Annotated in this window: 25 protein-coding genes and 1 riboswitch; of the genes, 12 read left to right on the top strand and 13 right to left on the bottom strand. The window is 63.2% G+C overall.

Annotated elements, in window-relative coordinates; all coding sequences use genetic code 11:
* Window positions 1-18: 18 nt before the first annotated feature.
* The 3 genes from thiD to thiM are packed head-to-tail and all read right to left on the bottom strand — an operon-like array spanning window position 19 to window position 2,278.
* Entirely contained in the window at window positions 19-825 is an 807-nt protein-coding gene (thiD, locus tag AC1D3C_RS02225) for a bifunctional hydroxymethylpyrimidine kinase/phosphomethylpyrimidine kinase (RefSeq protein ID WP_477481708.1), read from the bottom strand.
* Entirely contained in the window at window positions 822-1,460 is a 639-nt protein-coding gene (gene thiE / locus AC1D3C_RS02230; RefSeq protein WP_477481709.1) for a thiamine phosphate synthase, read from the bottom strand. Before thiE ends, thiD begins: the two co-directional genes overlap by 4 nt.
* Window positions 1,457-2,278: a hydroxyethylthiazole kinase gene (thiM, locus tag AC1D3C_RS02235; protein WP_477481710.1), complete on the bottom strand. Its 822-nt coding sequence runs from the start codon at window positions 2,276-2,278 to the stop codon at window positions 1,457-1,459. Before thiM ends, thiE begins: the two co-directional genes overlap by 4 nt.
* A 37-nt stretch (window positions 2,279-2,315) precedes the next feature.
* Window positions 2,316-2,411, bottom strand: a riboswitch (TPP riboswitch).
* 113 nt (window positions 2,412-2,524) lie between these two features.
* On the opposite strand from thiM, the gene AC1D3C_RS02240 reads away from it, so the two are divergent.
* Window positions 2,525-4,813 carry a heavy metal translocating P-type ATPase gene (locus tag AC1D3C_RS02240; RefSeq protein WP_477481711.1) on the top strand — a complete coding sequence of 763 codons (2,289 nt, stop codon included), beginning with the start codon at window positions 2,525-2,527 and terminating at the stop codon, window positions 4,811-4,813.
* 72 nt (window positions 4,814-4,885) lie between these two features.
* Complete coding sequence (locus tag AC1D3C_RS02245; protein ID WP_477481712.1) at window positions 4,886-5,161, top strand: ribbon-helix-helix domain-containing protein; 276 nt, start codon at window positions 4,886-4,888, stop codon at window positions 5,159-5,161.
* Between the two features lie 306 nt (window positions 5,162-5,467).
* Here AC1D3C_RS02245 and AC1D3C_RS02250 read toward each other — a convergent pair whose 3' ends face one another.
* The gene (locus tag AC1D3C_RS02250) at window positions 5,468-7,162 is read right to left on the bottom strand and encodes a glycoside hydrolase family 13 protein (RefSeq protein ID WP_477481713.1); all 1,695 of its coding nucleotides are present in this window, start codon (window positions 7,160-7,162) and stop codon (window positions 5,468-5,470) included.
* 145 nt (window positions 7,163-7,307) lie between these two features.
* On the opposite strand from AC1D3C_RS02250, the gene AC1D3C_RS02255 reads away from it, so the two are divergent.
* Both AC1D3C_RS02255 and AC1D3C_RS02260 read left to right on the top strand, forming a co-directional pair.
* On the top strand, window positions 7,308-7,490 hold the full coding sequence (locus tag AC1D3C_RS02255) for a hypothetical protein (protein ID WP_477481714.1): 183 nt from the start codon (window positions 7,308-7,310) through the stop codon (window positions 7,488-7,490).
* A 10-nt stretch (window positions 7,491-7,500) separates the two neighbouring features.
* Window positions 7,501-7,728 (top strand): hypothetical protein, encoded by a 228-nt coding sequence (locus AC1D3C_RS02260; protein WP_041363923.1) that lies wholly within the window; start codon window positions 7,501-7,503, stop codon window positions 7,726-7,728.
* 78 nt (window positions 7,729-7,806) lie between these two features.
* Here AC1D3C_RS02260 and AC1D3C_RS02265 read toward each other — a convergent pair whose 3' ends face one another.
* The 7 genes from AC1D3C_RS02265 to AC1D3C_RS02295 form a co-directional block, all read right to left on the bottom strand.
* Window positions 7,807-8,613, bottom strand: coding sequence for a class I SAM-dependent methyltransferase (locus AC1D3C_RS02265; protein ID WP_477481715.1), 807 nt, complete (start codon window positions 8,611-8,613; stop codon window positions 7,807-7,809).
* 209 nt (window positions 8,614-8,822) lie between these two features.
* A complete protein-coding gene (locus tag AC1D3C_RS02270; RefSeq protein ID WP_477481716.1) occupies window positions 8,823-9,572 on the bottom strand; it encodes a DUF6683 family protein in 750 nt (249 codons plus the stop codon).
* 70 nt (window positions 9,573-9,642) lie between these two features.
* Window positions 9,643-10,413: a gamma-glutamyl-gamma-aminobutyrate hydrolase family protein gene (locus AC1D3C_RS02275; protein WP_477481717.1), complete on the bottom strand. Its 771-nt coding sequence runs from the start codon at window positions 10,411-10,413 to the stop codon at window positions 9,643-9,645.
* A 91-nt stretch (window positions 10,414-10,504) separates the two neighbouring features.
* On the bottom strand, window positions 10,505-10,834 hold the full coding sequence (locus tag AC1D3C_RS02280) for a DUF6665 family protein (protein WP_477481718.1): 330 nt from the start codon (window positions 10,832-10,834) through the stop codon (window positions 10,505-10,507).
* A gap of 127 nt (window positions 10,835-10,961) precedes the next feature.
* Window positions 10,962-11,327 carry a hypothetical protein gene (locus tag AC1D3C_RS02285; protein WP_477481719.1) on the bottom strand — a complete coding sequence of 122 codons (366 nt, stop codon included), beginning with the start codon at window positions 11,325-11,327 and terminating at the stop codon, window positions 10,962-10,964.
* Between the two features lie 3 nt (window positions 11,328-11,330).
* On the bottom strand, window positions 11,331-11,879 hold the full coding sequence (locus AC1D3C_RS02290; protein ID WP_477481720.1) for a Panacea domain-containing protein: 549 nt from the start codon (window positions 11,877-11,879) through the stop codon (window positions 11,331-11,333).
* Window positions 11,880-12,080: 201 nt separating this feature from the next.
* The gene (locus tag AC1D3C_RS02295; protein ID WP_477481721.1) at window positions 12,081-12,536 is read right to left on the bottom strand and encodes a MarR family winged helix-turn-helix transcriptional regulator; all 456 of its coding nucleotides are present in this window, start codon (window positions 12,534-12,536) and stop codon (window positions 12,081-12,083) included.
* Window positions 12,537-12,756: 220 nt separating this feature from the next.
* On the opposite strand from AC1D3C_RS02295, the gene AC1D3C_RS02300 reads away from it, so the two are divergent.
* Window positions 12,757-12,960 (top strand): hypothetical protein, encoded by a 204-nt coding sequence (locus AC1D3C_RS02300; protein ID WP_157885278.1) that lies wholly within the window; start codon window positions 12,757-12,759, stop codon window positions 12,958-12,960.
* Window positions 12,961-13,178: 218 nt separating this feature from the next.
* Here the strand turns inward: AC1D3C_RS02300 and AC1D3C_RS02305 are convergent, their stop codons facing one another.
* Complete coding sequence (locus AC1D3C_RS02305) at window positions 13,179-14,600, bottom strand: DHA2 family efflux MFS transporter permease subunit (RefSeq protein ID WP_477481722.1); 1,422 nt, start codon at window positions 14,598-14,600, stop codon at window positions 13,179-13,181.
* Window positions 14,601-14,868: 268 nt separating this feature from the next.
* On the opposite strand from AC1D3C_RS02305, the gene AC1D3C_RS02310 reads away from it, so the two are divergent.
* The 7 genes from AC1D3C_RS02310 (at window position 14,869) to AC1D3C_RS02340 (ending at window position 24,414) form a co-directional block, all read left to right on the top strand.
* Entirely contained in the window at window positions 14,869-15,681 is an 813-nt protein-coding gene (locus AC1D3C_RS02310; RefSeq protein ID WP_477481723.1) for an IclR family transcriptional regulator, read from the top strand.
* A 149-nt stretch (window positions 15,682-15,830) separates the two neighbouring features.
* Window positions 15,831-16,583 (top strand): gluconate 2-dehydrogenase subunit 3 family protein, encoded by a 753-nt coding sequence (locus AC1D3C_RS02315; protein ID WP_477481724.1) that lies wholly within the window; start codon window positions 15,831-15,833, stop codon window positions 16,581-16,583.
* A 12-nt stretch (window positions 16,584-16,595) separates the two neighbouring features.
* Complete coding sequence (locus AC1D3C_RS02320; RefSeq protein ID WP_477481725.1) at window positions 16,596-18,362, top strand: GMC family oxidoreductase; 1,767 nt, start codon at window positions 16,596-16,598, stop codon at window positions 18,360-18,362.
* Window positions 18,359-19,570, top strand: coding sequence for a c-type cytochrome (locus tag AC1D3C_RS02325; protein ID WP_477481726.1), 1,212 nt, complete (start codon window positions 18,359-18,361; stop codon window positions 19,568-19,570). The genes AC1D3C_RS02320 and AC1D3C_RS02325 overlap by 4 nt, the downstream gene beginning before the upstream one ends.
* 428 nt (window positions 19,571-19,998) lie before the next feature.
* Window positions 19,999-21,234 (top strand): peptidase T, encoded by a 1,236-nt coding sequence (gene pepT, locus AC1D3C_RS02330; protein WP_477481727.1) that lies wholly within the window; start codon window positions 19,999-20,001, stop codon window positions 21,232-21,234.
* Window positions 21,235-21,327: 93 nt separating this feature from the next.
* Window positions 21,328-22,695 carry an MFS transporter gene (locus tag AC1D3C_RS02335; RefSeq protein ID WP_477481728.1) on the top strand — a complete coding sequence of 456 codons (1,368 nt, stop codon included), beginning with the start codon at window positions 21,328-21,330 and terminating at the stop codon, window positions 22,693-22,695.
* Window positions 22,696-22,836: 141 nt separating this feature from the next.
* Entirely contained in the window at window positions 22,837-24,414 is a 1,578-nt protein-coding gene (locus tag AC1D3C_RS02340) for an ABC-F family ATP-binding cassette domain-containing protein (protein ID WP_477481729.1), read from the top strand.
* A 6-nt stretch (window positions 24,415-24,420) separates the two neighbouring features.
* Here the strand turns inward: AC1D3C_RS02340 and AC1D3C_RS02345 are convergent, their stop codons facing one another.
* Window positions 24,421-24,978, bottom strand: coding sequence for an isochorismatase family protein (locus AC1D3C_RS02345; RefSeq protein WP_477481730.1), 558 nt, complete (start codon window positions 24,976-24,978; stop codon window positions 24,421-24,423).
* Window positions 24,979-25,038: the final 60 nt, after the last annotated feature.

Consider the following 25,038-nt stretch of genomic DNA (forward strand, 5'->3'; position numbering starts at 1 on the left):
GAACCAGTCGTCTCGCCCTCACCACCACCACGCGTAAAAATGCGACACCGGTCCGTGGCCGGTGCCGACCGTGAGGGTGTCGGCGGCGGCAATTGCGCCGGCGAGATAGGTCTTGGCGATCGCGACCGCTTCAGCCGGCAAGGCACCCTTGGCGAGTTCGGCGGCGATTGCGCTCGACAGCGTGCAGCCAGTGCCGTGGGTGTTGCTGGTCGCGGTGCGTCTGCCCTCGAACCAGTGGATGCCGGTTACGTCCGCCAGCACATCCGGGCTGTCTTCGCTCTCCAGATGACCGCCCTTCACCAGGACTGCCTTAGGCCCGATCTTCAGCAGTTGCTCGGCCTGGGCTGCCATCCCTTCGCGGGTCGTGGCGACCGTCTCGCCGAGCAGCGCTGCGGCTTCGGGGAGGTTGGGGGTGACGACGGTGGCGAGCGGCATCAGCTTGTAGGTGACGGCATCCACCGCATCGAGCGCCAGCAGCGGCGAACCGCCCTTGGCGATCATCACCGGATCGAGCACGATCGGCACGGTATCGCGATAGGGGCGCAGCACGTCGGCAACCGCCTCGGCGATCTCGGCATTGGCGATCATGCCGATCTTCACCGCATCGACGCGCACGTCGAGAAAGATGGTGCGGATCTGGTTTGCGACGAAGGCGGCGGGCACCGCATGCACGCCGGTGACCCCTTGGGTATTCTGGGCGGTCAGCGCGGTCAGCGCCGCCATGCCATAGGTGCCGCGGGCCGCAAAGGTTTTCAGATCCGCCTGGATGCCGGCGCCGCCGGAAGGGTCCGAACCGGCGATCGACAGGACGTTTTTGATGCTCATGCGCGTGCCCTTTCGATTTCCGCGGCAATTCGGCGGGCGGCGGCTTCCGGATCGGGCTGGCCGCAGATGGCGGACACGACCGCGAGGCCCTTTGCGCCGGCGGCGAGTGCCGGGCCGGCATGTTCCGCCTTGACGCCGCCAATCGCGACTGCCGGAACCGGCGCCATGGCGACGATGCGTGCAAGCCCGTCGAAACCGATCGGCTGCTTGTGGTCGGGTTTGGTGCCGGTCGCAAAGACGGGACCGATACCGACATAATCGACGATGGACGGATCCACCCGACGCGCCAGGTCCTCGGTCTCCACCGAGAGGCCGAGGATCATGCCATGGCCGGCGCGCCGGCGCGCCATCGCCGCCACCATATCGCTCTGGCCGACATGCAGGCCTTCCGCGCCGATCGCGATTGCTGCCTCCACGTCGTCGTTGATGATCAGGGGCACGCCGGTTCCGGAAAGTACCGCCTTCAGCGCCCGGCCGGTTTCGATCATTTTTGCCGTATCCGCCTGCTTGTCGCGCAGCTGGACCATGGTGACGCCGCCGGCGACGGCCAGCCTTGTCGTCTCGATCATGCCGATCTCGCGGCAGAGATCGGGATCGAGGACGAGGTAGACGGAAAGGTCGAAGGTTTTGGTCATGCTGCGACGACCCTTGCCTGGGCATCGAGCGTCTCTCCGGTCAGCGCCGCGAGACGGTCGAGGAAGATCGGCGAGAAGAAGCCGGGACCCGAGGCGGTGAAGGCCGCTTCCTCGCCCGCGACCGCGAACATCGCAAGCGCGGCGACCGTCGCCTCGAAGGGATCGTCCGTGGCGGCGGCAAAGGCGCCGACCAGGCAGGTCAGCGAGCAGCCGAGCGCGGTCACCCGCGGCATCAGGGCCGAACCGCCGAAGATGCGCACCGAACGCCGGCCGTCGGTGACGAAATCCACCTCGCCGGTGACGGCCACCACGCAGGCCTTCTGCCGGGCGATGGTGATTGCCGAGTCTTCCGCCGCCGGGACGCTGTCGCCGCTGTCGACGCCATGGCCGCTCGACTGGCTGCCGGCCAGCGCGATGATTTCCGAGGCGTTGCCGCGGATGATCGTGGGCCGCAGCTCCATCAGCTCGGCGAGTGCGGCGCGGCGATAGGCGGTGGCGTAATGGGCGACGGGATCGAGCACCCAAGGCTTGCCAGCTTCGGTGGCGGAGGCGGCCGCTGCCTTCATGCCGGCCAGGAAATCCGGCGACAGGGTGCCGATATTGACCGTCAGGGCCGCAGCGATGCGGGCGAATTCGCCGGCTTCTTCCTTGGTGTGCACCATGGCGGGCGAGGCGCCGGCCGCCAGCATCACGTTGGCGGCGATATTCATCGCCACGAAATTGGTGATGTTCTGGACGAGCGGGTTTTTGGCACGCATCGCGGTCAGCAACTGGCCGGGGGTGTCTGCAAGGGTCCCAAGGGGTATTATCGTCTGCATATCTGCCTCGTTCGGCGGGGCAGGCGTGGGGCGCAGTGTCAACGCCCTGACGACTCCCTCCGCCAGCATGATCTGGTTCAGGTTCTAAGGGTGCTTCTCAGCCCGGCTTTGCCGGACGCCCCTGTCTTCACCATGGCTTACAGCAAAGATAATGCGCTTCGCCAGTGATTTTTTCTGATTTTGGGCCTTGCAGCTCTAGTCGCTAGAGGTTGTAGAGACGGGGCTCGATCCAATGGGAAAGACACGATGAACGCGACGACACAGGCACGATACAAGGTTGGGGGCATGGATTGCGCCAGCTGCGCGACGAAGATCGACACCGCGGTGCGCCGCATGCCGGGCGTCGAGGACGTGTCCGTTTCGGTGGCTTCAGGCACGATGACTGTGAAGCATGACGGGACCGGCGATCTGGGTGCGATCGAGAAGAAGGTCGTAGGGCTTGGGTATTCGCTCAGGGCGCTGGGTCAGAGGGCCGGTGAGGATGCGCGGCGGCGCGGTGTCGAGGGGTTACCCCCCTCTGCCTTGCCGGGCATCTCCCCCTCAAGGGGGGAGATCGGCAAGACGCACGACCACCATCATCATCATGACCATGACGGCGGGCACGATCATTCCCATCACGACCACGGCACAACAGAAATCGAAGGCCTGCACGGCCACGATCACGGGCCGATGGACGGGCCGTGGTGGAAATCGCCCAAAGGCCGCCTGACCATCCTGGTCGGCATTGCGTTAGCGACGGCTTACGGGATCGGCCATCTGGTGCCGGCCTATGACACAATCATCTTCACCGCAGCGATGCTGATCGGCCTCGTGCCGATTGCCCGGCGCGCCATCATGGCAGCACTCGCCGGCACGCCGTTTTCGATCGAGATGCTGATGACGATTGCCGCCGTCGGCGCTGTTGTCATCAATGCGTCGGAAGAGGCCGCCGCCGTGGTCTTCCTTTTCCTGATCGGCGAATTGCTGGAAGGGGTCGCGGCCGGCAAGGCGCGCCAAAGCATCCAGAGCCTGACGGCGCTGGTGCCGAAAAACGCGCTGCTCGAAGAAAACGGCCAGACCCGCGAAGTGCCGGCGGAGAGCCTTGCCGTCGGTGCGACCATCCTCGTGCGCCCTGGCGACCGTATTTCGGCGGACGGCGTCATCATCGCGGGCGAAAGCGCGATCGACGAAGCGCCGGTGACGGGCGAAAGCACGCCGGTCTCCAAGGGCATCGACGACACGGTTTTTGCCGGCACGATCAACGGCGTTGCCGCCTTGCGGGTTCGCGTGACGGCCGCCGCCGAGGACAATACGATTGCCCGCGTGGTGCGGCTGGTCGAGGAGGCGCAGGAGAGCAAGGCCCCGACCGAACGCTTTATCGACCGGTTCTCGCGGTATTACACGCCGGGTGTCGTCGCAGTGGCGGCGCTGGTCGCCATCCTGCCACCGCTTGTCGGCGGTGCGTCCTGGAGCGAGTGGGTCTACAAGGGCCTGGCGATCCTGCTGATCGGCTGCCCCTGTGCGCTGGTCATCTCGACGCCTGCCGCAATCGCCGCATCGCTGTCGTCAGGCGCCCGCCGCGGCCTGCTGATGAAGGGTGGCGCGGTACTCGAAACGCTCGGCAAGATCACAGCCGTCGCGCTCGACAAGACCGGAACGCTGACGGCCGGCAGGCCCCAGGTGACCGATGTCATCGCCTTCGGCCGCAATGCGGAAGACGTGCTGCGCTTTGCCGCCGCGCTCGAAACCGGCTCCAGCCATCCGCTCGCCGTCGCCATCCTTGCCAAGGCTGCCGATGACGAGGTCGAGATCCCGGCCGCGACGGATGCCAGGGCGCTCGGCGGCAAGGGCGTCACGGCGATGGTCGAAGGCCAGGAGGTGTTTTTCGGTTCGCCCAAGGCAGCGGCCGAGCGGGTTTCGCTGCCGATGGCGCATGGCCGCCGGATCACCGGCCTCAATGACGAGGGCAAGACCGTCTCGGTGCTGGTCGTCGGCGGGGTCCTTGCCGGTGCCATCGCCATGCGCGACGAACCGCGTCCCGACGCCAGGGCCGGCCTGAAGGCGCTGACCGATGCCGGCATCAGGACCGTGATGCTGACCGGCGACAATGCTCGCACCGCGACCGCGATCGGCAAGGATCTCGGCATCGAGGTGCGTGCCGAGCTGATGCCGGAAGACAAGAGCCGCATCGTCGGTGAGCTGAAAAGCGAGGGTTACGTGGTCGGCAAGGTCGGCGACGGTATCAACGACGCCCCGGCACTCGCAGCCGCCGATGTCGGCATCGCGATGGGCGGAGGCACCGACGTGGCGCTCGAAACTGCCGATGCCGCAGCGCTGCACGGCCGGGTCGGCGACATCGCCGCGATGATCGCGCTGTCGAAGCGGACGATGCGCAACATCTACCAGAACATCTCGATCGCGCTCGGCCTGAAGGCGGCCTTCCTGGTCACGACCATCCTGGGGATCACTGGACTGTGGCCGGCGATCCTTGCGGACACCGGGGCGACGGTGCTGGTGACGATCAATGCGCTGCGGCTGCTGCGGGTGAGGAACTAGGCACAGCCCGCGGGAGATTGCGCAAGACACTGTCGTGTTGCAAGATAGGGCAGCGTAAAGGGATAGGCTGACATGCGCACCAACAGATCCATCGCCCTGACACTCGGTAAACAGCAGCAAGTTCTCGATGCCATGGTGGAATCGGGGGACTATGACTCCGCCAGCGAGGCGGTGCGCGCTGCTCTGCGCGCACTCGAGCGGGAAAGGGAAACCCTGGACGAAATCATGCGCCTGAAGGTTCAGGAAGCCATGGACGATCTGCGCCCCAGTATTCCGGCCGCCAAAGTATTCGCGGAACTTCGCGAATTCCATGCCAGCCAGGCGAAAGCCGACAAGCGTGGATCATAATGTCGAGTTTCGACCGGCAGCCGTCACTGACCTCCGGCGGATCTACCTGAGAATTGCCCAAGAGGCAGGGTATGAGCGCGCTGGAAACTATATCGATCGAATTGAAGCGGCCAGCATGAGCCTCTCGGCATTTCCCACCGCGGAACTGTTCGGGGCCATATCCACCCTGGCTTACGCGTCATAGGATTTGAACGCAGTGCCGCCATAGCGCTCGTCGTCGAGAAGGACACGGTCAATATCCTGCGTATTCTTCCGCGGGGCATGGATTTTCCCTCTGACTGGTCCGCAGATGAGTGACGCGCCTTTTCAAAGCGTTCGCGCCAGAACCGCAAAAGCCTCATAGGGTTTCAGCGTCAGGTTCTCGCCAAGCGCATCCACCAGTTCGTAGTTCGAGATCAGGCCTTGCCCCGACAGCCGCAATTCCCCCGGCAGCTCGGCGGTCACGTCCCTGGCCGTGAAATTGGCCGCCACCACCAACCGCTCCCCGTCGAGCGTTCGCGAGTAGACGAACACGTCCGGATGGCTGTCGAGCCAACTCTGGTAGGTGCCGTAGACGATCACGTCATGGGCTTTGCGCAGTGCGATCAGCTTGCGGTAATGGCTCCAGATCGACGTCTCGTCGGTCATTTCCGCTTCCGCATTGATCGTCGGGTAATTGGGATTGACCTCGATCCACGGCACGCCGGTCGAGAAGCCGCCATAGGGCGCGGCGCTCCATTGCATCGGGGTGCGGGCGTTGTCGCGGGCGTTTTCGTTGGCGCCCTTGATGAATTCCTCCGGCGACAGGCCGGCCTCGATATGGAGGCGGTGCATGTTGAGCGTCTCGATGTCGCGATACTGCTCGATCGTGGTGAACGGCACGTTGGTCATGCCGATCTCCTCGCCCTGGTAGATGAAGGGCGTGCCCTTCATCAGGTGCAGCACGGTTGCCAGCATCTTGGCCGATTCCACCGGATGGCCGGTCGCATCGCCATATTTGGAGACGGCCCGGGGCAGGTCGTGATTGCCCCAGAACAGCGAATTCCAGCCGTCGTCCGACAGCGCGTATTGCCATTTTCCGAGTACCGATTTCAGCTTCACCAGGTCGAACGGTTTCGAGCGCCATTTGCCGAACACCTCATCCCATTGCTGGGTGACGTGCTCGAACTGGAAGACCATCGACAGTTCGTGGCGGTTGCGGCCGGAATAGAGGAGAGCCGAACCGGGGGTCGCGCTCCAGGTCTCGCCGACGGTCAGGATATCTCGATTGCCGAATGTTCTGCGGTTCATTTCCTGCAGGTAGTCGTGCAGGTGCGGGCCGTCGTGGACGATCTCCTGGTCCACCTGTTTGCCGATATAGTCGATGACATCCATGCGGAAACCGGCAATGCCGCGCTCCAGCCACCAGTTCATCATCTTGTAGATCTCGGCCCGAACCGCCGGGTTTTCCCAGTTGAGATCCGGCTGGCGGGTCGAAAACAGATGCAGGTAATATTCGCCGCTCAAGGGATCGAGCGTCCAGGCCGGCCCGCCGAAGGAGGATTTGAGGCTGTTCGGCGGCCCGCCATCCGCAGCGGGTTTGCGCCATATGTAGAAATCGCGGAACGGGTTGCCCGGGCCCTTGCGGCTCTCGACGAACCACGGATGTTCATCCGACGTATGGTTGACGACGAGATCGAGGACGATGCCGATACCCCTTCTTTTCGCCTCCGATACCAGCCTGTCGAAATCGGCGAGCGTGCCGAATTCCGGCGCGATGTCCTGGTAATCGGAAATGTCGTAGCCATTGTCGTCCATCGGCGACTTGTAGATCGGCGACAGCCAGATCACGTCGGTGCCGAGGGATTTCAGATAGTCGAGCTTTGAGGTGATGCCGGGAATATCGCCGACGCCATCGCCGTTGAGATCGCAGAAACTGCGCGGATAGACCTGGTAGACGGTGGCGGTGTGCCACCACTTGCGTTCTATCGGCAATGCAGCCTGCTTGATCGCGGCGGCAAGCTGATCCTGAAAGTCATTCATCGATGCCCTCCCTGCCTCGTTAACCTGTTCGAACGCGAGAGCGCGGCCGGGGTTCCTCACCCCGGCGGCAACAACGCGTCGGATGGAACATCGTGACTCGCTGCGGGTTAGACCAGTGGGAAACCGACGGAAAAGGAGACCCTTCATGAGCAGCAAACTTCCCCCGACGCCCTCGGAAAACTTGAGCCACAAGGGCTCCGGCGAACAGGTCCATACGACCGACATCAAGCGCGGCAAACCCCAGGCGGCGAATGATCCCGGCAAGCAGGGCCAGCAAGGCAATACCAAGGTCAACACCACCCATCAGGGTTATCAGCAGGACCGATAGGGAGCTCATCATGTCGACATCGCAGAAGACACCCGCAAGCATCCGCCAGGGCGGGCCAGGCGCGTCCCATGAAAATGCCCCCAACGCGAAAAAGGGTGTGCCGCTGGAAGTGAAGAAGCCGCCGGCCGATGACGATCTGCGTTCCACCAGCCGCGTTTCGGGCGGCGGCGGCGAACGCGACAGCCACCATACCCATGATGCGAAGAAGAAGGGTGGTCAGGCGAACACGACGCATTGATTGGTCGAACCGGATTGGACGACGAACGCTCTCCCGGTGGCAATGCCGGGAGGACGGTGTGCTTTCAGCGTCCGGCGATCAGGCGGAGGGAACCACACCCCGGCAGGCCCAGGCGACGGAGACGAACGACCGCGGACCGTCCGGCCTGCCCGCCTCGTAGGCGGCCCTGACCGCGGCGTCGGTTTTCGCCCGAAGCGCCGGGTCTAGCGAGGCCACATATTTGCCGAGCGGTCCTTCGCCGGCGGCGATCGGCGCCCAGTAGTCGTCGAAGGATTGAAAATCCATCCGGATCATCAGCGAGACTTCAGCCACGTCGACGAGGCCCTGGCGGACGAAGCTGTCCTTCATCTCGCCCGGCTGCATCATCGGCTGGAAGAAATGATGGCTTCGCACCTGCCGGGCATTGTCGTCCAGCATCGAGACCGTGTCCCACATCATCCGCATGGCGGGCATGCCACCGAGATGATCCCAGACGGTGGCCGCCACCACCCCGCCCGGCCGCACCACGCGCCGCATTTCGGCGACGGCCTTGTCCGCTTCCGGCACGAAATGCAGGACGAGAAGCGCCATCGCCCGGTCGAAATATCCGTCCTCGAATGGCAGCGCACAGGCATCCGCCTGGCTGATCCTGATCCTCGGATCGGTGTTGCGGCGGATCGCCTCTTCGACGAAGACGGGCGAATAGTCGATTGCCGCGATCTCGGAAAGATTGGCTGCCTTCGGCAGTGCGAATGTCAGGCTTCCGGTGCCGCAGCCGACGTCGAGAACCCTTTCTCCGTCTTCAAGACCAGCGAAATCGATCAGCTGGGGTGCTAGCCTCTGGCTCCAGCGCCCCATGAGTTGCTCGTAACCGCCCGCGTTGCGGACATTGAAACTCGATGTCATGTCGCCCTCCAAGCTTCCGGAACCAAGGCTATTCCTGGTTTCTCCGGTTGCCAAGACGGCTGAACGGGGTACGCGAGTTAAAGGATGGCGCCGGCCGGGCCGCGCCATTAAGACTTTGTTGACACCTGTCAACTCGCCGACGAGGGCTCCACCGTGTCGACCCCGCCGCAGATCATCGGGGCATCGAAGCCCGCCACGACCGGGCCGGTTTAGTCCGCCGGCTTGAAACCTTCGTCGGTCAGCATCATCGAGGCGAGGTCGAGCCCCATGCCGCGTGCACCTTCGGCGGCGGCACGACCGATCGCCTTGGTCTGAGCGGCATTGCCCTTGGCCTGTTCGAGCCCGACGCCGAGCAGCAGCGCCTGCATGAACAGGGCTTCCGACATGGACTGCTTGAGGCTGTCATTGGCGTTGGCGAATTCGGGAACCGAAGCCATGGTGCGCATCACCTGCTGCTTGACGGCAGCCGTTGCCGCCTGGCTCGGATCGTCGGTCGAACCGCGGGTCGCCTGCCACGCGCCGATCCACCAGACCGTATAGGCGTCGGCCAGGTTGTCGATCCGCAACCCGTATTTGGCGAGCGGCGCCCGCATCTCCTCGATGATGTCGCGGGAGGCGACCAGCTGGGCGAGGTCGTCCGCACCCTTCGGATCGGCGGCCCGGCTCTTGGCGACGAAGCCGACGAGATTGGCCGTGCGGCGGGCTTTCGAGGGGACGTAGCGGAAACTGTCCGGCCGCACCGGCCGGGCAGTCTCTGGGGTGGCGGATGCCGGGCCCTGGTTGCCCTTGCGCTGCATCTGCCGGCGCAGCGTCTCGGCGATCGGCCCCATGTTCAGCGTCGCTTCGAAGGCGCCGGGACTGAGCGGGCCTGAAAAATCGGCCCGTGCCGGGACGTTTCCGGCACCAAGGACGGTCAGGCCCGCCAGTAGAATTGCCAGATACCTTGCGTTTGCCCGCATCGCCGAATCCCCCGAAATACGATGGGCACTATATGCGCCGCGCTCGTATCGGCAAGTTGAATGGCAGATATCAGCCGGCGTTCCTGCGTGCCCGGACGGCTTCGCCAAAAGCCTCGAACAGGGCGCGGTTGATGGGATTGATCTGTGGGTCGTATTCCGCATGCCACTGGACGCCCAGCGCAAACCCTTCCGCCTCCTTGAACCGGATCGCCTCGATCGTGCCGTCTTCCGCCACGCCTTCGACGACGATGCGGTTTCCCAACTCGTCTATCCCCTGGCCGTGGAGGGAATTGACCCGGATCGTCTCGCGGCCGAGCAGGCGCGCGAACGTGCCGTCCGGGGTCAGCCGGACGTCGTGCCGGTCGGCAAAGACGACGGTCAGGTCCGGGTGGATTTCACCGTTTTCCAGGCGCGGCATGCGGTGGTTCATGCGGCCGGGCAGTTCGCGGATCTCCGGGTGCAGCGAGCCGCCGGCCGCGACGTTCATTTCCTGAAAACCGCGACAGATGCCGAAGACCGGTATGCCGGCGGCAACGCAGGCGCTGATCAGCGGCAGGGCGACCGCATCGCGGTTCTGGTCATAGGGTTCGTGGCGGGCGTGCGGTTCGGTGTTGAAGTGGCTCGGATGGACATTGGCGCGGCCTCCGGTCAGGAGGATGCCGTCGACGGTGTCGAGCAAGGTCGGAATGTCGGTGATATTCGGGTTGCCGGCAAACATCAGCGGCAGGGCGCCGGTAACGTCCGCGATCGCCCTGAGATTCTGCTCACCGACGAGCTGCGCGGAAAAGCGGTTTTCGACATTATGGGTATTGCCGATCACGCCGATCACCGGTCTGGACATTGCTCAAATCCATCATTCAGCCGCAGCGCTTCGATCAGCGGCCTGCCGGCAATTTCAAATTTCACTTCGAATTTTACCTGGGGAATGGATTTCACTTGCGGACCGCCCCCACTCCCGCAAGCACCTCGCCCGGGATCGCATACCGCTTGATGATGTCGCGATTGTTCCGAAGGCCGCAGATTTCGCGCTGGATGAACAGCCCCCAGACGGCATCGGCCGCATCGTCGCAAAGCCTCTCGCGCAGCTTTTCGCTGTCACGCTCCGGGTCCCATGCATTCAACGCGCCGAGCGCTTCCTCCACCTTCAGCCCCTGCCGCCCCAGCGCTGACGCGCGCTCGGACATCAACTCGTATTCGAGGACATTGAAGCCGGTATTGGCGAATCCTGGCTGATGGAACGACTGGGGAGGGCGGACGCTCATGGGAAATACCTGGAGTTTCCACCAATGTTAGCCGATTGCTGCGGCGCGTCAAATGAGGAATGGGTCGTTTGGCCGCGAGGGAGGCGAGCAAGTGGATTCCTCTACGCCGGACGCAATCACCGAAGCCTTAATCAATCACAAGAGCTAAATCGTCGGCGGTCAAAACCTCATGACCCTGGGCGGCGGTTTTGATTCGATCCCGCAGGAACGGCGCAATACTCCCGTGACAACGCCCGTTGTCGGCTAATGCGCCGTTTACGAGAGCCGCACCTATCCTCAGCAGGTTCGTTGTATCGACGTACGAGGTATGGTTCAGGAAATGTGCTTCGAAATTGGTGATCGATACGGCAAGATTGCGGGCTTTCCGAAACTGAGGCGGCTCACTGTTTATGAAATAAAACCGGTAGGTCGCTGGGCAAATGCAAATGCAAAATTTATCATGCGGATTAGGCATGAAGTCACAGTAGATGCGAACAACATCCCATTTTTGCATAATTCAAGCCGCGCAAGACGCCGTTGCGATGAGATGGTTCTTTGCAGTATCTGGATTTTCGAGTTCGCCAAGCCAGATTTCAATATTCATCTCGTTGGCCGCAGTACCAACCCGTTCCCAAGCTTCGATGTAAGCCGGATCTTCGTGTGAAATTTCTCGAAGTTCGCCGAAAGACAAATGAGCATACTTATTCACGGCATCGATAAGGTATTCGCGATCGCTCCCCGATAGCAAAGGTGACGGCTCGGTCCCTTTAGGGTAGACGTGGTGCTTGTTGCCGCTAATTTCTATTACGACTCGATCTTCGAGGCGATCTGCTACTTCATCCGGATATTCGCCATTCAGCAGATTGCGTACGGCCGACGGCACCGGACCATGTTCCATGGCCACGTACCTATCCCCTGTAATGGGGCGACCGTAATCCATGATATGTTCGCGATCAGCGAAAAACAGAAGCTTCCCAATGTAATATTGAGTTATGCCCGGTTTTTGCTGAGCGAGAAACTCAATTGCATCGACCGTCTTTTTCCAATCGAAATTAAAACGTATCATTTGCCCACCTATAAACGCACGGCTAATGCGTCAAGATTCAATTAATATATTAAATTCGTGACCAAATCACGAACTTTCAGACTCAATGGTCGCTTGGTGATTATGTTCCGCGGGCCGTAAAGGCTACAGTTTCCGGCCGAATCCGCGTGTCCGCCGGGGTTTAGCCATATGCCCGTCGCTTCTTCCTGTCCTGCGACCGCCTCACGCGAGGATATCGATGTCCTCCAGTTCGCTTATATTGGCGGTGATGCGCTCGAACAGTGCCACGGCGACATGCATCTGGTCGGGGTCGATGTTGCTGAAGATCTGCTCGCGCATCCGGTCTGCAATCGAGCGGACGAGTTCCGCCTGCTCTTGGCCATGGGCCGTGAGGAACAGAAGCTTGACGCGGCGGTCGTTGGGGTCCGGCCGGCGTTCGATCAGGCCGTTCTCCTCCATGCGGTCGAGGAGGCGCACCATGGTCGCCTGTTCGAGTTCCAGCTCGCAGGCAAGCTCGCTCTGCGTCATGTTCTGCTTCTTGGCAAGGCGGAACAGGGCGCGGGCGCGCGGATAGGTCAGCCCATGCGCCGTGACCTGCTGGTTGAAGGCAGTACGGATCTTGCGGCTGACCTTGGTCAGCGCTTCGAAGAATTCGGATGCGATCGGATCAGGTTTCATCGCGAGCTTGACGTTTGCGGGCTAAAGTTTCTGGTGCGAGACGTGGCATGTCGGCCGGTGCGTTTCAAGATGCAATGTAAGGCGCTGGTTTCGGAGAGAGATAGTCGAAAGGCTTACTTAGGCACGGCGCGCTCTCCATCATTAACGTCGCGTTAACCATGGCTCGCTTAGAAATGTCGGTGCGCGAATGACCTGCGCGCCTAACCTCTATGGGATCAACATGTACGTTGTATCGGTGCTCGACAATGGCGACCAAAGGACATTCGTGTCCGAAAGCCTGAAAATATTAGACCGGATCGTCTACGCGACCATTTGTGGTTCTCCGAAGCAGTTCCTGCTCTCCGAGGTCGTCGATATCGTCCCGGTCGACGCAAAGCCGACCAAAGCTCCAACGACACGAAACGCCGCCTCCCTCGTCCAATAGTCCGCTCGCGGACCGAGGGATCGAAGAGAGAACGATTGCGTTTCCGCGAACCGCCGCCCGTGCGTCCGTAACTGGACTGCCCGGCAGAGGGCACGTTCGCGCGTCTGCTCACGTCGGCTGCAACCGATCACAAAACGGGGTCGCAGCCGCGGAGGGCTCGCCGGCATAAGTCGGCGAGCTTTAAACACAAGCCATGTCCGCGTCACGCCGGCGGCCTCTTACTCCGCCGCGTCGGCCTGTTCGGCGGCGATCGGCTCTTCCTTCACCTTCTTGTTCCGGCCCGAAAGCACGTCGCCCGCCGTCTCGGACAGGCGGAAGAACGAGAAACACGAAGAGGCGGAAATGATCGCGATGATGATGAAGGACATCGCGAAGGCGAAGTTGGTGAGCGTCTCGGAGCCGCCGGAAAAATAGTGCAAAAGCATGGCCGACATTGCAACGCCGGTGCTCTGGGCGATGCGTTGCGCCATCTGCGACAGCGATGTCGCGTGGCTCATCTCCGCGTCTTCCGTTTCGGCAAACGTCAGCGTGTTCAGCGATGTGAACTGCAAGGCCCTGAAAAAGCCGCCGAGCAGGATGATGGCGACCATGACGGCCGGCGCCGTGGCGGGGGTGAAAGTGGCCAGCAGTGCCATCGACACGCTGGCGATCAGCGCGTTCCACAAGAGCACGTTGCGGAAGCCGAAACGGCGCAGGATGCGTCTCGTCATGGTTCGCATGCCGAAGGCGCCGATCGTCGATACGAAGGTGATCGCGCCGGATTGCAGCGGCGTGTAGTGGAAAACCTCCTGCATCAGCAGCGGCAGCATGAAGGGCAGGGCGCCCATGCTGACCCTGAACAGCGAACCGCCGGTGACGCTGGAGCGGAATGTCGGATACCGGAAGAGTTTCAGGTCGAGGATCGCGTTCGGCGTGTTGCGCGCATGGCGGATGTAAAGGCCGAGCAGCGAGAAGCCGACCACAGCCAGGACCAGCGCGCTCGAATTCATGCCGCGGGCGAAGGAATCGAAGCCGAAAATGACCGCGCCGATGCCGGCGCCGGTGAAGACGAAGCCCGGGAAATCGAAGGACGTGCGTTCGGTCGGCGGGATCTTCTCGATCAGCGCGAGCGTCAGGATGATCGCCACGATGCCGACGGGCAGGTTGATCCAGAAGATCCAGTGCCATGAACTGACGCCGGTGATGAAGCCGCCGAGCAGCGGCCCGATCGCCGGGCCGACCACGGCCGGCATGCTCATCAGCACCATGGCGGACACCAGTTCCTCGCGCGGCACCGAGCGCACCAGGATCAGCCGTGCCGTCGGCAGCATCAAGGCGCCGCCGAACCCCTGCAGGGCGCGCGCCGCGATCAGCATGGTGAGGCTGGTCGAGGCGGCGCAGAGCAGCGAGGCGAAGGTGAACAGGGCGATCGCCGAGCAGAACACCAGTCGCGCGCCGAAACGATCGGCGAGCCAGCCGCTCAAGGGCAGGAACACGCCGAGCGACAGCACGTAGACGGTGATCGTCGAATGCAGCGCCAGCGGCGGTTCGCCGAGCGCGTCGGCAATCGTCGGCAGGGCCGTGGCGATCGCGGTCGAATCGATCTGCTGCATGATGAGGGCCGATGCGACGATCAGCGGCACGGTCTTGCGGGTATCCAATGGGGCAGTCTTTCGGTTCAGGTCCTTGTTTCGTAAGCCCGGTTCCTGGCAGGCCACCAAACCGTGCGGCCACCGATGGTGTTTCCGCTTGCTTCAGTCGTCGTCATGTGTTCTTCTATATGGAACGTCGGTCCACAGATAGAATATTCCCTTGGATAAGGGGCTGTCAACGGCGCTTTTGCGGTTGCGGCGTTGACCGCGCCCGTTGTCCGGATGCAGACCGGCTGATTGTCACGGGAGCGGCAACCGAGATGAAGACGGTGGGGACATGAAGATCACGGGTGTGCAGGACGAGGACCAGCAAAAGGGCCGCCTCTCTTCGGTCTCGATGGCGATCCGCATCCTCAAGGCTTTCGAAGGCGACGATGCGGAGATCGGCGTCACCGAACTCGCCCGCCGTCTCGGCATTGCCAAGAGTACCGTCCACCGCCTGGTGGTGACGCTGATGGCCGAAGATTTTCTCGAACAGAATCGCGAGACCGGCCGCTATCGGCTCGGGCTCGAGCTTTTCAGGCTCGGTTCGTTGGTGCGCAACCGCATGGACCTTTCCACCGAAGCGCGCACGCTGCTGATGGACCTGCGCAGCGAGACCGACGAGACGGTGCTGCTCGGCGTGCCGGCCGGCCCGGAGATCATGTATATCCGCGTCCAGCCTTCCCGGCAGGCGGTGCGCATCAGCGCCGAGATCGGCATGCGCGCGCCTTATCATGCGACGGCCGCTGGCCGCGCAATTCTCGCCTTCCAGCCGGAAAGCCGCATTGCTGCCCTTGTCGGCGCACCCCTGCCGCTCCGAACCTCGAAAACTGTCACCGATCCCGATAAGCTGCGCAAACTGCTCGGCAATATCCGTCGCCTCGGTTACGCGGTGGAAGACGAGGAGAACGAACTCGGCATGCGCGCCATCGCCGCCCCCATCCATGACGCCCAGTCGGACGTGGTCGGCGCCGTCGCGATCGCTGGCCCGGTCCAGCGCCTGTCGCTGAAAAATTTGAACGGTTTTGCGGAACCACTGCTCGTCGCGGCACGGGCAATTTCCGCCCGCCTCGGACATCGCGGCTCGCTCGGTGCCGGCGATTTCTGACGAGCGGCAGCCGTGACGATTTAATGTTCCAGAAGGGTTGCCGCGGATCGGACGCGCTCTAGGTAAATCATTGAACCGCTCGGTTCGATCTCATCGGCGCACGTCGTTTCGGCGCGTCACCGACCTTTTCTCTCCGGGGAGGTCCTTCTATGGAAACCCACTGTCTTAAGCGCCCCACGCGGCGCCAATTCCTTTCTTCCGTTGCTTTTACCATTCTCGCCGGCGGTGCCGCGCCGGTCATGGCGCGCAGCATTTCCGGCAGACTTCCCTGGGAGGCGCGCTCCGCCGATCCGCCGGTACAGGTCAAGCCCGGCGGCTGGCTGTTCTTCACGCTCGAAGAGGCGCAGACAATGGAGGCGGTCGCCGACCGGCTGGTGCCGGCGGACGATCTGTCGCTCGGCGGCAAGGATGCCGGCTGCGTTCTTTATCTCGACCGGCAGCTGGTGGGATCCTACGGCACGTCGAGCCGGCTCTATACCAAGGGCCCGTTCATGCCCGGCCTGCCGACGCAAGGGTACCAGGCGCCTGACACGCCGGCCCAGCGCTACCGCGCCGGCATTGCCGCGCTCAACGCGTTCACCCGCGAAACCAAGGGCGGCAAGCGCTTCGCCGAACTTGCGCCCGCAGACCAGGACGCGGTCCTCAAGGATCTCGAAGCCGGAAAGATCACCCTGCCGAACAAGGTGGATGCCAAGTCCTTCTTCAACCTGATGCTCGCCAACGTGATGGAAGGTTTCTTCGCCGACCCGATCTATGGCGGCAACAAGGACATGGCCTCGTGGAAGATGCTGGGCTTTCCCGGCGCGCGATACGACTACCGCGACCACGTTTCCAAACACAACCAACCCTATCCCCTGCCTCCGGTTTCGATCGCAGGCTCGACGGAATGGATGACCAGGTAGGGACTGAAAAATATGACCACTATTCTACCTCGCAAGGACGCCGTGATTGTCGGCCTTGGCTGGACAGGCGCGATCCTCGCTCATGAACTGACGGAGGACGGGCTCGACGTCGTGGCGATCGAACGCGGTCCTTGGCGCGACACGGCCACCGATTTCAACATCGGTTATGCCCAGGACGAACTTCGCTACGGCATCCGCCGCGATCTCTTCCTGCAGCCGGTCGTCGAAGCGATGACGATGCGCAACAACACCTCGCAGACGGCGCTGCCGATGCGCGATTACGGCTCCTTCCTGCCCGGCAACGGGGTGGGCGGCGCCGGCGTTCACTGGAACGGCCATACCTGGCGGTTCTGGGACAGCGACTTCCAGATCGCCGACCACCTGAGGGATCGCTACGGCGCGGCACGGATCCAGGACCTGCAATTGCAGAACTGGGGCGTGACCGGCGCCGAGATGGAAAAATCCTTCGACCGCTTCGAATATCTCGCCGGCATTTCCGGCAGGGCGGGCAATATCAACGGCCAGATCCAGGAGGGCGGCAATCCGTTCGAGGATCCGCGGTCGCGCGATTATCCGCTGCCGCCGCTGCAGATGACCTATGCGCCGACGCTGTTTGCACAGGTGACCAAGTCGTTGAACCTGCACCCGTTCCCGACGCCGGCGGCGAACCTTTCCAAGGACTATATCAACCCGCTTGGCATCGCCATGGGCCAATGCACCATGTGCGGTTTCTGCGAGCGGTTCGGCTGCGCCAACTATTCGAAATCCTCGGCCCAGACGACCATTCTGCCTGTGCTGATGAAAAAGAAGAATTTCGAGGTCCGCACCGAGTCGGAAGTCCTGCACGTGGATCTCGATCCCTCGAAGAAACACGCCCGCGGCGTCACTTATGTGAACACCTCGGGCGAGGAGTTCTTCCAGCCGGCCGATATCGTGCTGCTCTGCGCCTATGGTCTCCACAATGTCCGGCTGATGATGCTCTCCGGCATCGGCCAGATCTACGATCCGAATACCGGAGAGGGGACTGTTGGGCGGAACTACTGCTATCAGACCAATGCCGGCGCGCAGGTGTTCTTCGACGACAAGAACTTCAATCCATTCGTTGCCGCCGGCGCGCTCGGCCAGACGGTGGACGACTTTAACGGCGATGCCTTCGACCACGGGCCGCTCGGTTTCGTCGGCGGAGCGGGCATCAACTGCATTCCCTCGAACGGCCGGCCGATCCAGACCCGCCCGACCCCGCCCGGCACGCCGCGCTGGGGCAGCGACTGGAAGAAGGCGACCGTCAAATCCTACAAGTCGACGCTCGGCTTTTCCTCGCAAGGGTCGAGCTACCCGACCCGCGGCAACTATCTGGATCTCGATCCGACCTATACGGACCGGTTCGGGCGGCCGCTCTTGCGCTTCACGTTCGATTTCCCGGACAACGACATCCGCATGTCGAACTGGGTCTCGGACCGGATGGAGGAGATCGCCAAGGCCTTCGGCGGCAGGCAATACACCAATACCCGCCGCAAGAAGGGCTGGGATTCGGTGCCCTACCAGAGCACCCACAATACCGGCGGGGCGATCATGGGCACGGACCCCAAGACCAGCGCCGTCAACAAGTACCTGCAGAGCTGGGACGTCGCCAACGTCTTCGTCATCGGCGCTTCCGCCTTCGCCCACAATGCCGGCAAGAACCCGACCGGCACCGTCGGGGCGCTCGCATTCCACGCGGCGGATGCCATCCGCCAGCAATATCTCCGCAACCCCGGCCAACCTCTGGTGTCGGCATGAGCAGGATCGTCTTTTCCCTCACCCTTGCCGCAACGGCCCTCTCGGCAGGCCTGGCGCTTGCCCAGGCTCCCGACCAGGCGGACGAGATCATCCGCGGTCGTTACCAGGCGATCCTCGGCGATTGCTCCGCCTGTCACACCGCGCCGGGAGCAAAACCGCTCTCCGGCGGGCTGCCGCTCGAAACGCCCTTCGGCCAGATCATTCCGCCGAACATCACGCCCGACAAGGCGACGGGCATCGGCAACTGGACGGAGGCGGATTTCCGCAGCGCATTGAAAACCGGCATCGGCCATGACGGCAAGCGGCTCTACCCCGCCATGCCTTATCCGGCCTATACCAGGATGACCGACAGGGACATCGGCAACCTCTGGTCCTATCTCCGGACCGTCGATCCGGTCTTCAACCCGGTCGAATCCAACCAGTTGCCGTTCCCGTTCAACATCCGGCTGTCGATGATGGGCTGGAACATGCTGAACTTCACGCCGGGCGAATTCCGGCCCGATCCGTCGAAATCGGCCGAATGGAACCGCGGCGCCTATATCGTCCAGGGGCCGGGCCATTGCGGCACCTGCCATTCGCCGAAAACCGCGCTCGGCGCGGACGAGACAAGCGAGGCGTTGCAGGGTGGTTCGCTGCAGGGATGGTATGCACCCAACATCACCGGCAACAGCTATATCGGCATTGGCAGCTGGAGCGAGGATCAGATCGTCCGGTACCTGAAGACCGGCACCAACGGGCATACGATCGCGTCCGGCCCGATGGCGGAAGCGATCCAGGCCTCGACCTCGCTGATGACCGACGAGGACGTGCACGCGATCGCCACTTACCTGAAGAGCACCGAAGGCGGCCCGACGCAGAAACCGCAGCCGATCCCGGCGAGCGATGCGCGCATGAAGGTCGGGGCGGCGATCTATCACGACACCTGTTCCGCCTGCCATGGCGGCGACGGCAAGGGCGCGAGCCAGCTCTTCCCGGCACTCGCCGGCAGCTCGATCGTCCAGCAGCCGAGCGCGGAGACGCTGACGCGCCTCGTGTTGCAGGGCAGCCAGGCGGTGCATACGCCCGCGGCGAAAACGACACCCGCCATGCCGTCGCTCGGCTGGAAGCTGTCGGATGAGCAGGTCGCGGCGGTGCTCACCTATGTCCGCAACAGTTGGGGCAATGCGGCGCCATCCGTTGGGGCATCGGATATCGGGGTGCAGCGGTAGAGAAGCCGAGGGACGTCGCCCGCTCTGCGTATCTTGAGACAGGGCGAGGCGGCAAGCTGCCTCGGATTTCTCACTATGGTGGAGTGACCGTATGTGGGACGTGAGGCGGTGCGGCATTCTTAACCCTCCCCCTTGTGGGGAGGGTGACCGGCAGGTGGGAGGGGTTTTATGTGAAGTGAAGACCCCTCCCCAACCCCTCCCCACAAGGGGGAGGGGCTCCACGCACCGCCTCAACCCGCAATACAATTTTCTTGTCCTTGTGGAAGATCGGCCTGTTGCGCTGCCCGCTTCCCATCACGACTGGCCACGTGGGTGAGATGGGTACCACCGTCCAGGAACCGCACGATTTCCCGGTTTCCCGCCTTCACGCACCCTCATCCTCCCGCTACAACTCCATTTTTCCGTTCCACAATTTTGGATTTTCCCCCATGGCCGATAGCGTTACCGATCGTTTCCTCCGTTACGTCGTCATCGACACCCAGTCCGACGCCAAGTCGCCCTCCCAGCCGTCGACCATGAAGCAGAAGGATCTCGGCCGGCTGCTGGTCGAGGAAATGCTGGCGATCGGCGTTACCGACGCGCATCTCGACGAGCACGGTTATATCTACGGGACGATCCCGGCGACGACGTCGAAGAACAACGTGCCGGTGATCTGCTTCTGCGCCCATATGGACACCGCGCCCGATTTTTCCGGCACCAACGTCAAGCCGCAGATCGTTAGGAATTATCAGGGCGGCGACATCCAGCTCACCGGTGACAAAAACCAGGTGATCCGGGTGTCCGAACATCCGGTGCTGAAGGACCAGATCGGCAACGACATCATCACCTCCGACGGCACCACGCTTCTAGGCGCCGACGACAAGGCGGGCATTGCCGAGATCATGTCGGCCGCCGAATTCTTCGTCAACAACCCCGACGTCAGGCACGGCGCGATCCGCATCCTCTTCACCACCGATGAGGAGATCGGCCGCGGCGTCGACAAGGTCGACCTTACAAAGCTCGGCGCCGACTTCGGCTATACGCTGGACGGCGAGACGGCCGGCACGATCGAGGACGAGACGTTTTCGGCCGATGCGGTGGAGATCGCCATCAAGGGCGTCGCCATGCATCCGGGCTTCGCCTTCGGCAAGATGGAAAACGCCATCAAGATCGCCGGCGGCATCGTCGCAAGACTGCCGAAGGACATGACGCCCGAGACCACCAAGGGCCGCGACGGCTTCATCCACCCGACCGGCATGTCCGGCGTGATGGAAAAGGCGAACCTCTCCTTCATCATCCGCGATTTCACCGAAGAGGGCCTGAAGACCAAGGAGACGCTGCTCGAGGAGATCACCAGGCAGGTAATCGCCGACTATCCGGGCTCGACCTACACCTTCACGGTCAAGGAACAGTATCGCAACATGAAGGTGGTGCTCGACCAGCATCCGGGCATCGTCGATTACGCGGTCGAGGCGATCAGCCGGGCCGGCATGACCCCGGTGCGCGGCAGCATCCGCGGCGGCACGGACGGTTCACGCCTTTCCTTCATGGGCCTGCCCTGCGCCAACCTTTTCGCCGGCGGCCACGCCTTCCACTCGCCGCTGGAATTCGTCAGCAGCCAGGACATGGAACTGGCGGTGACGACGGTGGTCGAGCTTGCGAAACTCTGGGAGGAGCGGGCCTGAAGAACCGCTAAAACCCGGCACGGCACTATTGTCCTCGACGGACGGAAGACCATTTTCCGCAGACTGGTGTAATCAAGTCGGCGTGGAACTCCCATGGATCGCCCCTCGAAAACATCGCAAGCGCGAACCCGGCGGCCCCATGCCGCACTCGCGACACTTTGCCTTGCCGTGATCACGGCGCAATTGGATACGTCTGTCGTCAATCTCGCCCTGGATCCGATCGGCAAAGATCTGGATGCCACGGTGTCTCAACTGCAATGGGTGGTCGACGCCTATAATCTCGTCTACGCGGTGCTGCTGCTGACCGGCGGGCTGCTGGCCGATCTCGCCGGCCGCCGCAGGATCCTGATCTCCGGCGCCCTGGTATTCGGCATTGCCAGCATCGGATGCGCGGTCGCTCCCACGGCTCCGCTTTTGATTGCCGCACGTGCATTGACGGGCGTCGGCGCGGCTCTCTTGCTTCCCGCCTCGCTTTCGATCATTCGGGTGATCTATCCAGACCAGCAGGCCAGACAGCGGGCGCTCGGCATATGGGCGGCGTGCAACGGACTGGCGCTCGCCATCGGGCCGACGCTCGGCGGGCTGCTGATCCATGCCTTCGGTTGGCGTTCCGTCTTTTATGTCGTCGTACCGTTTTCGCTTGTCGGCGCTATCAGTGCGCGCGCGACGATCGAGGAAAGCGCCGATCCGGCGGGTCGATCTTTCGATATCAGCGGCCAGGTGCTGGCGATCCTGTCGTTGGCGACGGTGACACTCGCCGCGATCGAATCACCACATTCCACCATATCGCTCACGGCCGCCTTCGGGGTTACGGGTATCGTGTTGTTTGGCCTGTTTCTCGCGGTCGAGCATAGGCAAGGGCAGGCGGCGCTCGTACCGCTGACGATGTTCCGTTCGAGATCCTTTACCGGCGCCATGGCTGGCACGGCGGCCATGACTTTCGGCATGTACGGGACGCTGTTTCTGTTTCCACTCGCGACGCAATCGCTCGGTCGGCTCGATGCTACTTCGACCGGACTGGCGCTGCTGCCCATGGCGCTGAGCTTCGTGCTGGTTTCGCCCTTTTCGGACGCTGTGGTGCAGCGTTTCGGACAGCGTGTCACGATTGCCCTCGGATTGGGAACGATCGGAGTCGGCAACGGCATCCTGAGCGTTGCCTTCATGCTCGACCTCTTCATGATGAGTGAAATCGGGTTGCTGCTGACCGGGATCGGCATGGGACTTGCGACTGGGCCGCTGACCGCGGTCGCCGTGTCGGCGGTCGGGAGCAATCGCGGCGGAACGGCGGGTGCCCTCATCAATGTCGCCCGCATGGTGGGTGCGACGATCGGCGTTGCGGCACTCGGGGCGATCTTTGCGGCGGTGGCCGGCGCGGAAAACGGCTTTTTCGCCGCGATGATCGTTGGCGCTCTTGTGCAGGTGATGGGCGCTGCCGTGGCACTGTCGACGATCGGCCGATGATCGAGGTGCCGGGATTGCCAGTCTTGAACGCGCAGCATTTTCCGCCTAGAAAACCGCGATCTGCAGCACCAACAGGACGGTGACCCATGGATCTCAGCCGAAACGCAACGCCGCTTTGCCTTGCCATTCGGGGAACCGTCCATGCCTTCCATTACGCTTGCCAATCTTTCGTGGTCCACGCCTGACGGCCGGCCGCTTTTTTCCAATCTGAACCTCAGCTTCGGGCCCGAACGCGCTGGCCTTGTCGGGCGCAACGGCGTCGGCAAGACGACGCTCTTGAAGCTGATCACTGGCGAACTATCGCCCGCATCCGGCACGGTCTCCGTCTCCGGCAGCCTCGGCGTGTTGCGCCAGAGCGTGCAGGTCGCGCCGGATGAGACCATCGCCGACCTTTTTGGCACACGCGCTGCCTTGGCCATTCTTGCCCGCGCGGAAACGGGCGAGGCGTCCGCCGAGGAACTGGCCAATGCCGACTGGATGCTGGAGGCGCGCATGGCCGAGGCGCTGGCGCGGGCCGGCCTTGAGGCAGACGCGAACACGCCACTCGAAACGCTGTCGGGCGGCCAGCGCACCCGCGCGGGGCTGGCCGCGCTGATCTTCACCGGGCCGGATTTCCTGATCCTCGACGAACCCACCAACAATCTCGACCGGGACGGCCGCCAGGCGGTGATCGATCTGCTCGCCGGCTGGCGCGGTGGGGCGATCATCGTCAGCCACGACCGCGAACTGCTCGAAACCGTCGACGCGATCGTCGAACTGACCTCGCTCGGTGCCACCCGTTATGGCGGTAACTGGAGCCGATACCTTGAGCGCAAGGCGCTGGAATTGGCCGCTGTCGAGCACGATCTCGCTGACGCCGAAAAACGGATGGCGGAGGTCAACCGCGTGGCGCAGGAAACCACCGAACGCAAGGCGCGCAAGGACAGCACCGGCAAGAAGAAGGCCGCGCGGGGCGACATGCCGCGCATCGTCGCCGGCGGCATGAAGCGGCGGGCGGAAAACACCAGCGGCGACAATGCCCGGCTTTCCGAGCGGCTGCGGACCCAGGCGGCCAACGATATCTCCGCCGCGCGTGAAAAGATCGAGATCCTGCAGCCGCTCTCCGTGACGCTGCCGCCGACCGGCCTGCCGGCGAGCCGGGTCGTGCTCAGGATCGACAACGTCACCGCCGGTTACGAGGTGGAAAAGCCGGTCCTGCGCGATCTTTCCTTCGAGATCACCGGGCCGGAACGGATCGCCGTCACCGGTCCGAACGGCTCGGGAAAAACGACGCTGCTGTCGCTGGTTTCCGGCAGCCTGTCGCCCTTCTCGGGCACGGTGCGGGTGCCGGTCAGATCCGCGATGCTCGACCAGCGGGTGAGCCTGCTTGATCCGGCGGTGTCGATCCGCGACAATTTTCGGCGTCTCAATCCGCAGGCGGACGAAAATGCCGGTCGGGCGGCGCTTGCCCGCTTCATGTTCCGCGCCGATGCGGCGCTGCAGATGGTCGGCACGCTGTCGGGCGGACAGATGCTGCGGGCGGGGCTTGCCTGCGTGCTCGGCGGACCGGAACCGCCGTCGCTGCTCATCCTCGACGAGCCCACCAACCATCTGGATATCGATTCCATCGCCGCGGTCGAGGCAGGACTGCGCGCCTATGACGGCGCGCTACTGGTGGTCAGCCACGACGAGGTATTTCTCGAGGCAGTCGGCATCACCCGCCGGCTGGAGCTGGGTTAGAACCGGTCAGGCGGCCGGGGAACCGGTCAGCGCCTCGGTCGTCACTAGATTGACGCCGGCCTCGGCGAACTGGGCATTGTAGCGGCGGATGATGGCGGCGGCGCTCTCCTGCGGCTGATCGAGCGTGCTGTGGGCGTCGGAAACCACCGTCACCTTCAGCCCGGCCGCAATCGCCCCCTGCACCGTGCCGGCGACGCAGAAATCCGTCTGGGCGCCGAGGATCACCACTTCGGGCGCACCCTGGTTCTCGATCCATTGGCCGAGTTCCGGGTTGCTGAACGAGTCGCGGACGGTCTTCGAGAAGGTCGGCTCGTCGTCCCGCTGGCCAAGTGCCGGCCAGACGGGCCAGCCCGGCTCTCCCGGCGCCAGCGGATCGCCCTCCGGCCCGTCATGGCGCACGAAGGCAATCGCCCGGCCTTCGCGCCGCGCCCAGTCGATCACCTTGCGGGCGCGGTCGGTGAGGAGATCCGCATCATGGAGAGGCGGCTCGACAAGACCGTCGAACATGTTGGTCTGCAGGTCGATGACGATGACTGGCGCTTTTTCCGCTGATGTGCTGGACATGGGCTTGCCTCCATTTCAGGAGAGGGAAATTGCCGGATTTTTGTGGCATTGCAACCGAAT

The organism is Neorhizobium sp. P1_A6 (assembly GCF_056406795.1).